Here is a 7,963-nt window from a genome sequence, read left to right as displayed (position 1 = left end):
CAGGCGTGAGAGTCAATGAATTCCGGCGTTTGGCGGAGGTCGTTACACGCGTAACACCTGTAACACGGATTTTGGAGGGGCCATCCAGGCCAAAGACCTGTGGCGCAAAATGCTGTCCATGCTGTTTGAAACCGGCCACCCATGGCTGACCTTCAAAGACCCGTGCAACCTGCGCAGCCCGCAGCAGCACGTCGGCGTGGTCCACAGCTCGAACCTGTGCACCGAAATCACCTTGAACACCAACAAGGACGAAATCGCCGTTTGCAACCTGGGCTCGATCAACCTGCCGAACCACATCGTCAACGGCAAGCTGGATACCGCCAAGCTGGAACGCACCGTGAACACCGCCGTTCGCATGCTCGATAACGTGATCGACATCAACTACTACTCGGTGCCGCAAGCGAAGAACTCCAACTTCAAGCACCGTCCGGTCGGCCTGGGCATCATGGGCTTCCAGGACGCTTTGTACCTGCAGCACATCCCTTACGGTTCCGACGCGGCCGTCGAGTTCGCCGACAAGTCGATGGAAGCGGTCAGCTACTACGCGATCCAGGCCTCCTGCGACCTGGCCGACGAGCGCGGCGCCTACGAGACGTTCCAGGGTTCGCTGTGGTCCAAAGGCATTCTGCCGCTGGATTCGCAACAGATCCTGATCGAGCAACGTGGCCAGAAGTACATCGACGTTGACCTGAACGAATCCCTGGACTGGGCACCGGTTCGTGCCCGCGTTCAGAAAGGTATTCGTAACTCCAACATCATGGCCATCGCGCCGACCGCAACCATCGCCAACATCACTGGCGTGTCGCAGTCGATCGAACCGACCTACCAGAACCTCTACGTGAAATCGAACCTGTCGGGCGAATTCACCGTGATCAACCCGTACCTGGTTCGTGACCTCAAGGCTCGCGGCCTGTGGGACTCGGTCATGATCAACGACCTGAAGTACTACGACGGTTCGGTGCAGCAGATCGAGCGCATCCCGCAAGAACTCAAAGAGCTCTACGCGACGGCCTTCGAAGTGGACACCAAGTGGATCGTTGACGCGGCCAGCCGTCGTCAGAAATGGATCGACCAGGCTCAATCGCTGAACCTGTACATCGCCGGCGCATCGGGCAAGAAGCTCGACGTGACCTACCGCATGGCTTGGTACCGTGGCCTGAAAACCACTTACTACCTCCGTGCCCTGGCCGCGACCAGCACCGAGAAGTCGACCATCAACACCGGCAAGCTGAACGCTGTTTCCAGCGGCGGCAACCACGGTGACGATTCGGTCCTGGCAGCTCCTGCCGGTCCTGCTCCAGTGCCGAAGGCTTGCGCCATCGACGAGCCGGATTGCGAAGCTTGCCAATAAGCTGAGCGGGTAGGCGCTGCGAGGCGCCTACTTAGAAACCCCCGATCAGTCCTCTGGATTGGTCGGGGGTTTTCTTTTGCCTCAAGTAAAGTGGCGACTGTGCTGGCCTCTTCGCGAGCAAGCCCGCTCCCACAGTTGAATGCATACTTGGCGAGCCAACCTGGTCCCATGTGGGAGCGGGCTTGCTCGCGAAGAGGCCAGCACTAGCTCCCAAAACCTACTGGCTGACATAAATCCCGGGCACAAAAAAGCCCCTCTTCCGAGGGGCCTTTTTATGCAGCGCTAACCAGCATCAAGTCATCTGAATGATGGTCTGCATGATGGTGCTCTGGGTGGAGATGGTCTTGGCGTTCGCCTGGTAGTTGCTCTGCGCCTTGATCAAATCAACCAGTTCATTGGTCAGGTTGACGTTGGACTCTTCCAGGGAGTTGGACACGACTGCGCCCAAGGTACCGGTTTTCGGTGCATCGACACCCGGCACGCCCGACGCGAAGGTCTCTTTCCAGGCGGTGCCGCCGATTGGCTGCAGGCCTTGTTCGTTGGCGAAGCTGGCAATCGCTACCTGGCCGATGGCCTTGGTTTGCTGGTTGCTGAAGTTGGCGGTCATGACACCGCTTTCGTCGATGGTCAGGCTGGCGATCTGGCCAGTGGCGTAGCCGTCCTGGTACTGCGCGGTACGGGCAGTTGGCGACGCGTAAGAGGTGGTTTTGGTCATGTCGAACGCAATACCGCCAACAGCTGAGTCCGAACCGTTCAAGGCCCAGGTTGGCGGGTTGGCGTTGGCATCAACCACCACGCCTGGCTTCCAGCCGGTCATGGTCAGGGTGGTGCCGTTTTTCGTCCAGCCAGCACCGGCCGTCAGGGTATTGATGGTGCCATCAGGGTTGAAGGTGATGTTGGCAGTAATCGGCGTTGGGCTGCCGACTGGATCGGTTGGGCTACGGCCGTCCATGTAGGTGTAGACCGTCCAGGAGTTGGACGCGGTATTTTTTACGTAGTACTGGTCCATCGTGTGCTGGTTACCCTGGGTGTCGTACACCGGGGTAGAGATGGTTTTGTTGTAGCTGTTGGTGTCTTTGACGTTGAACGGCGTCACGGTCGGCAGCGGGTCCGAGGAGTTCAGGTTCATCGTCTGGTCGACACGGGTGGTCGCATGTGGCGCCAGGCTCGAGGTGTCAATCTTCAGGTCGGTCAGCACGCCGTTGATGATCTTGCCGTTGGCGTCAACGCCGTAACCCTGCAAGCGGTTGCCGTTGTTGTCGACCACGTAGTTTTGAGCGTCAGTCTTGAACGCGCCGGCACGGGTGTAACTCAGCGAACCGTTGTCGCTCATGATGAAGAAACCGTTGCCCTGGATGCCCATGTCCAACACGTTGCCGGTGTTGTTCACGTCGCCCTGGCCGAACTGCTGGGAAACGTTGGCCAGACGCACGCCGTTACCGACGGTCTTGCTGCCGGTACCCAGGCGAGTGGCCGAGTACACGTCTTCGAATTCTGCACGGGACGATTTGAAACCGGTGGTCGCGACGTTGGCGATGTTGTTGCCGGTCACGTCCAGTTGTTTGTTGGCTGCATAGAGACCGCTAAGGCCGATATTGAAAGACATATTCCACTCCTTTGTGCCGTGTTAGTCGGCTCTATATACCAATGGTTTGTACTTTGGACAGGGCAACACTGCCCAGGCCTGCCAGGTTCAGCATCAACTCACCGCCGGTCTGGCTGATGGTCACGCTGTTGACGGTTGCCGGCAGGTAGGTCACCAGCGAGGTCGCCTGACTGTCATAAGTAGCAGTGGCGGCGAACTTGTAAGTGCCGGGCTTGGCCACGTCGCCCGCGTCGGTCTTGCCGTCCCAGACGAAACTGGCGTTGCCGGCTGGCTGGCTGCCCAGGTTGAGGGTGCGAATCACTTTGCCGTCGGAGTCGGTGATCTTGACGGTCACCGGATCCACCGAAGCAGGTACGACGGCGGTGCCGTTGAAGCTCTTCGAGGTGTCGACCACTGCAGTGTCGGTCTGCGCGATGACCGAGCGGCCCACCAGCGACGACGCTTGCAGCGCTTGCGACGAGTTGTAATTGCCGGCAATGGCGCTGACGGTATCGTTCAGCGTGGTAATGCCTTCCAGGCTACTGAACTGTGCCAGTTGGGCCACGAAGGCGCCGTTATCTTGCGGCTCCAGCGGGTTCTGGTTTTTCAGCTGGGTGACCAGCAATTGCAGAAAGGCATCTTTGCCTAGCTCTTTTTTGCCGGTGGCCCCCTCAGTGGCCGCGCCCAGGCCGTCGTTGCCGGTAGTCGGGGTCTTGACCGAGGAATTGGCCAGGACGTCATTGATAATACTCATCTTAGTCGCCCCTTATCACTGACCGAGGGTCAGGACCTTCTGCATCATGGTTTTGGCGGTGTTCATCATTTCGGCGTTGGTCTGGAACGAACGGCTCGCGGAAATCATGTCGGCCATTTCTTCAACGACGTTGACGTTCGGGTAGTAGACGTAGCCCTTGGCGTCGGCCGCCGGATGGTTCGGCTCGTAGCGCGCTTCGAGGTTGCTCTGGTCTTCGACCACGCCCAGCACTTGTACGCCTTGACCGGCGGCGTCCTGGCTCTGGAACAGCGAATCGCTGCCGCCGTTCTGGCCGCCCTGGAACATGGTGGCGAATACCGGGTGACGGGCGCGATAGGTCTGGTCGATGCTCGACGAGACGGTTTCGGCGTTGGCGATGTTCGAGGCCACGGTGTTCAAGCGAGTGGTTTGCGCACTCATGCCGCTACCGGCAATGTTGAAAACACTGGATAGAGACATGAATTACTCTCCGCGCAGGGCTGACACCAGCCCTTTGAATTTGCTGTTGAGCAGGGTGAAGCTGGCCTGAAAGCCGACGGCGTTTTCCGCGTAGTTCGACTGTTCCAGTTGAGCGTCCACGGTGTTCTGGTCGATCGACGGTTGCATCGGCGTGCGATACAGCAGCGACTCGTCGCCATTGCCCAGGCCTTCGGCTTCGATATGACGGCTGTTGGTCATGTTCAAGGCAAAAGTACCGTTCTTGGTTTTCTCGTTCTGCTCGGCGAGCACTTTCGAGAAGTCCAGATCCCGAGCCTTGTAGTTCGGGGTATCGGCGTTAGCGATGTTATTGGCCAGGACTTCGGCACGTTGAGCGCGGAAGCCCAGGGCTTGTTCGTGGATACCGAGCGCTTTATCGAAGCTGATGCTCATGTCGGGAAACCTTCGGGTGACCTGATTTTTCGTAACAGAGACATAGCAAGCCGCGTGCCAATTCAAAAAAGCCCGAAAACCGGGGCTTTGCGGGCAGTGGCAAAGCGGCAATGCCAGAAAAGCGGCAACCGTCTTCCGCTGGCTGCCGCTTTTCTGCCGCTTTCGCACGCTCACAAGAACACCGCCGCCCCTGTGGTGAGGGGGGCTTGCCCCCGTTGGGTCGGGAAGCGGCCCCGGCATTTCAACGTTAAATCGCATTTACGACTGCTTCGCAGCCGAACGGGGGCAAGCCCCCTCACCACAGGGTTTGCTCTCACATTGGATCTGGGTGATGCCAGGGAGACTGACAGGCATAAAAAAACGGGAGCCCCTGAGGACTCCCGTTTTTTGGATGACGCCAACCAATCACTTCGCCTGGTAGATAATCCCCGGGCTGCACTGGACCATCTGGTAATGGTCCGGCAAACCGTTCAGCGCTTCAGACGCGCCGAGGAACAGATAACCGCCCGGCTTCAGCGTGCTGTGAATGCGCAACAGGATGTCTTTCTTCACCTCGGCGGAGAAGTAGATCAGCACGTTGCGGCAGAACACGATGTCGAACTTGCCCAAGGCGGCGTAGCTGTCCAGCAGGTTGAACGATCGAAACTCCACACGACTCTTGATCGGCGCCTTGATTGCCCAGCGTCCCGGCCCTTTCGGGTCGAAGTATCGCTGCAGGCGCTCGGGCGACAGACCACGGCCAATCGCCAGGCTGTCGTACTCGCCGGTCTTGCAGTTGGTCAGCATGGTGCCCGACAGATCGGTCGCCACAATCTGCGCGCCCATCTTCAACTGGCCCATGTTGACCCGCTCGAATTCATCGATCGACATCGACAGCGAATACGGTTCCTGCCCGGACGAACACGCCGCCGACCAGATCCGCAGACGCTGGCCGGGGGCGGCCTTGATCGCCTCGGGCAGGACCTTGTTCTTCAAGACTTCAAAAGGATAGGTGTCACGAAACCACAGGGTTTCGTTGGTGGTCATGGCGTCCACCACCATCTCGCGCAAACCGCTGCGCGGCTGGGTCTGGATGCGCTGAACCAGCTCACCCAGGGATTTGATGCCCTGCTGTTCCATCAGTTTGTTGAGACGGCTCGAGACCAGGTACTGCTTGTTTTCACCGAGCAAAATGCCACAGGCTTTTTCCAGGAAGACCCGGAACTGTTCGAAATCCAAATTACCTGTAGACAAAGATGCCGCCTCTTAAATCGTGTTAACCACCAAGGGCAGAAGGCCCCTAGCTGATATCTGCTGCTTTGATCCGGTCGACCACCCGGGATGCCAGGTCATCAGGACGGAATTTTGCCAGGAAGTCATCGGCACCGACTTTCTTGACCATCGCCTGATTGAACACACCGGACAACGAAGTATGCAGGATGATGTGGAGCTTTTGCATGCGCGGGTCGTTGCGGATTTCCGCCGTCAGGGTGTATCCGTCCATTTCCGGCATCTCGATGTCGGAAATCATCATCAGGAACTCTTCTTCAGGCTTTTTCCCCTCTTCGACCAGTTTGCGCAGGTAATCCAGCGCTTGCCGACCGTCGTTCAACGCCACCACTTCGACCCCGACCGTTTGCAGGCAACGGGTCACCTGCTTGCGCGCCACCGACGAGTCATCGACCGTCAGCACGCGCAGGGACAGCGCCTTGTGCTGGGTTTCGTCATCGACCACGCCCACCGAAATCGCTTCCGGTGTCGGCGCCACTTCCGCCAGCACTTTTTCGACGTCGATGATTTCGACTAACTGATTGTCCACGCGAGTCACAGCCGTGAGGTAATGATCGCGTCCGGTGCCCTTGGGCGGCGGGTGAATTTCTTCCCAGTTCATGTTGACGATGCGCTCCACCGAGCGCACCAGGAAACCTTGGGTCTTGGTGTTGTACTCCGTGATGATCACGAACGGATTGCTTTGATCTTTAAGGGCACCGGAGCCGGTCGCCATTGCCAGATCAAGAATCGGAATGGTCGCCCCCCGGATATTAGCCACACCGCACACGACAGGACTGGACTTGGGCATCAGTGTCAGCTTGGGGCATTGCAGCACCTCACGGACCTTGAACACGTTGATCCCATACAGCTGCTGGCCGTCGAGACGGAACAACAACAGCTCAAGGCGATTCTGCCCCACCAGTTGCGTGCGCTGGTTTACCGCATCCATTACACCAGCCATGCACAGACTCCTACACCAACGTTAAGTGTGTTGCGACGCACATTCATTGCTAAACGGCACGGCGCTTGCTTTTTAACTCTTATGAACACAGAACCGACATTTTTCCGACGCCTGACATCTCACGCCCGCCAATGGCTGTGTGCGATATCGGCCGTTTGCCTGTTCAACGCTGGCAGCCCTGCCCTTGCTGACTCGGTTACCTTGCCTGACATGCTTATCGGCGTCACTCAAGGCTTTCTTGAGTTCACCGTAGAAGACTATTTGGCCACCAGTCAAACCGAAGGGCGCTACGAAATTCAGGTCAACCAGCTCGATCCACGCCTGCGCATGCCCATGTGCGACAAGGAATTGACAGCCACACTGGAGAGTCCGGCGACCCCAATCGGGCGGGTTACGGTCAAGGTCCGCTGTGAGGGCGCGTCCCCCTGGACCGTGTTCGTACCCGCTCAAGTGCGCCTGTTTCGCGAGGTTGTCACCACCACTCGCGCTCTCAAACGCGCGGGCATTATCGAACCCGGCGATGTGATGATGCGCGAGCGCGACGTCAGCCTGATCAGCCAGGGGTATTTCACCGCCCTTGACCAGGCTGTCGGACAGAAACTTACCCGACCAACGGTCACCGATCAGGTGCTGACCCAGGTTCATGTGGAACAGGCAGAAGTCATCACCAAAGGCGATCAAGTGGTGATAACCGCGCGCAGTGGTACGCTCAGCGTACGCATGCCGGGTGAAGCCCTGTCCAATGGCGGCCTGAGAGAACAGATTCGTGTGAAAAACCTCAACTCCATGCGGGTCATCAAGGCGCAAGTCACTGCGCCGGGCCAGGTGGAAGTGGCCATGTAGAGTTCTCTGACCGTGAAGCTATGGCGCGCCGCCTGGCTGTTCCCTAAACTGTGCCGCAGGCAGGACCAGCGCTGGCGCATGCAAGCTCATTTTGATAAATGGGCCTAAAGTTTTTACGGGGATAGCCGAAAACATGGCAAGCGTCCAAATACCCAGAGGTTTTTTATCATGGTCATCGATTTCAGCCGTTTGAACAGTTCCTCGTCACTTACCGGTAGTACGCGTACCAGCACCGCGAAGGAAACTGCCGAAGCCGGAGCGACCGAGGCGTTCAGCACCCATTCGATGCCCAGGTGTGCGGACGCTTCAATGATGGACGGACGGATGCCGTCGCCCATCGACGCGGCA

Annotated in this window: 8 protein-coding genes and 1 pseudogene; 3 read left to right on the top strand and 6 right to left on the bottom strand. The window is 58.3% G+C overall.

The annotated features are described in order from the left end of the window. Nucleotides 1-19: 19 nt before the first annotated feature. Nucleotides 20-1,351, top strand: a complete 1,332-nt coding sequence (locus ACQKP4_RS27620) for a ribonucleoside-diphosphate reductase subunit alpha (protein WP_427637183.1) — start codon at nt 20-22, stop codon at nt 1,349-1,351. 292 nt (nt 1,352-1,643) lie between these two features. On the opposite strand, the gene flgE is transcribed toward ACQKP4_RS27620, so the two are convergent. The 6 genes from flgE to ACQKP4_RS27590 all read right to left on the bottom strand — a co-directional run bounded on the left by flgE (nt 1,644) and on the right by ACQKP4_RS27590 (nt 6,772). Further along, complete coding sequence (gene flgE / locus ACQKP4_RS27615) at nt 1,644-2,957, bottom strand: flagellar hook protein FlgE (protein ID WP_427637181.1); 1,314 nt, start codon at nt 2,955-2,957, stop codon at nt 1,644-1,646. 31 nt (nt 2,958-2,988) lie between these two features. Then, nucleotides 2,989-3,690, bottom strand: a complete 702-nt coding sequence (gene flgD / locus ACQKP4_RS27610) for a flagellar hook assembly protein FlgD (RefSeq protein WP_427637179.1) — start codon at nt 3,688-3,690, stop codon at nt 2,989-2,991. Between the two features lie 15 nt (nt 3,691-3,705). Next, nucleotides 3,706-4,149, bottom strand: a complete 444-nt coding sequence (gene flgC, locus ACQKP4_RS27605) for a flagellar basal body rod protein FlgC (protein WP_123432836.1) — start codon at nt 4,147-4,149, stop codon at nt 3,706-3,708. 3 nt (nt 4,150-4,152) lie between these two features. Beyond that, on the bottom strand, nt 4,153-4,560 hold the full coding sequence (gene flgB, locus ACQKP4_RS27600) for a flagellar basal body rod protein FlgB (protein WP_427637178.1): 408 nt from the start codon (nt 4,558-4,560) through the stop codon (nt 4,153-4,155). A gap of 405 nt (nt 4,561-4,965) precedes the next feature. Next, entirely contained in the window at nt 4,966-5,793 is an 828-nt protein-coding gene (gene cheR / locus ACQKP4_RS27595; RefSeq protein ID WP_010457158.1) for a protein-glutamate O-methyltransferase CheR, read from the bottom strand. A 46-nt stretch (nt 5,794-5,839) separates the two neighbouring features. Next, nucleotides 5,840-6,772, bottom strand: coding sequence for a chemotaxis protein CheV (locus ACQKP4_RS27590; RefSeq protein ID WP_427637177.1), 933 nt, complete (start codon nt 6,770-6,772; stop codon nt 5,840-5,842). Between the two features lie 81 nt (nt 6,773-6,853). Here ACQKP4_RS27590 and flgA point away from each other — a divergent pair, with 81 nt between their 5' ends. Both flgA and ACQKP4_RS27580 read left to right on the top strand, forming a co-directional pair. After that, complete coding sequence (gene flgA, locus ACQKP4_RS27585; RefSeq protein ID WP_427637182.1) at nt 6,854-7,615, top strand: flagellar basal body P-ring formation chaperone FlgA; 762 nt, start codon at nt 6,854-6,856, stop codon at nt 7,613-7,615. A gap of 168 nt (nt 7,616-7,783) precedes the next feature. Then, nucleotides 7,784-7,870: pseudogene (locus tag ACQKP4_RS27580) on the top strand (flagellar biosynthesis anti-sigma factor FlgM); the annotation flags it as partial. Between the last annotated feature and the right edge of the window lie 93 nt (nt 7,871-7,963).

It is taken from the genome of Pseudomonas sp. NPDC086278 (genome assembly GCF_050280905.1).
Taxonomy (GTDB): Bacteria; Pseudomonadota; Gammaproteobacteria; order Pseudomonadales; family Pseudomonadaceae; genus Aquipseudomonas.
Note: the sequence above shows the minus strand (reverse complement) of the source record. Positions and strands in the feature narration are given on the sequence as shown.

Coding starts and splice junctions, on each gene's coding strand:
- flgE (WP_427637181.1), bottom strand. CDS start 2,957: ATGTCTTTCAATATCGGCCTTAGCGGTCTCTATGCAGCCAACAAACAA.
- flgD (WP_427637179.1), bottom strand. CDS start 3,690: ATGAGTATTATCAATGACGTCCTGGCCAATTCCTCGGTCAAGACCCCG.
- flgC (WP_123432836.1), bottom strand. CDS start 4,149: ATGTCTCTATCCAGTGTTTTCAACATTGCCGGTAGCGGCATGAGTGCG.
- flgB (WP_427637178.1), bottom strand. CDS start 4,560: ATGAGCATCAGCTTCGATAAAGCGCTCGGTATCCACGAACAAGCCCTG.
- ACQKP4_RS27590 (WP_427637177.1), bottom strand. CDS start 6,772: ATGGCTGGTGTAATGGATGCGGTAAACCAGCGCACGCAACTGGTGGGG.
- flgA (WP_427637182.1), top strand. CDS start 6,854: ATGAACACAGAACCGACATTTTTCCGACGCCTGACATCTCACGCCCGC.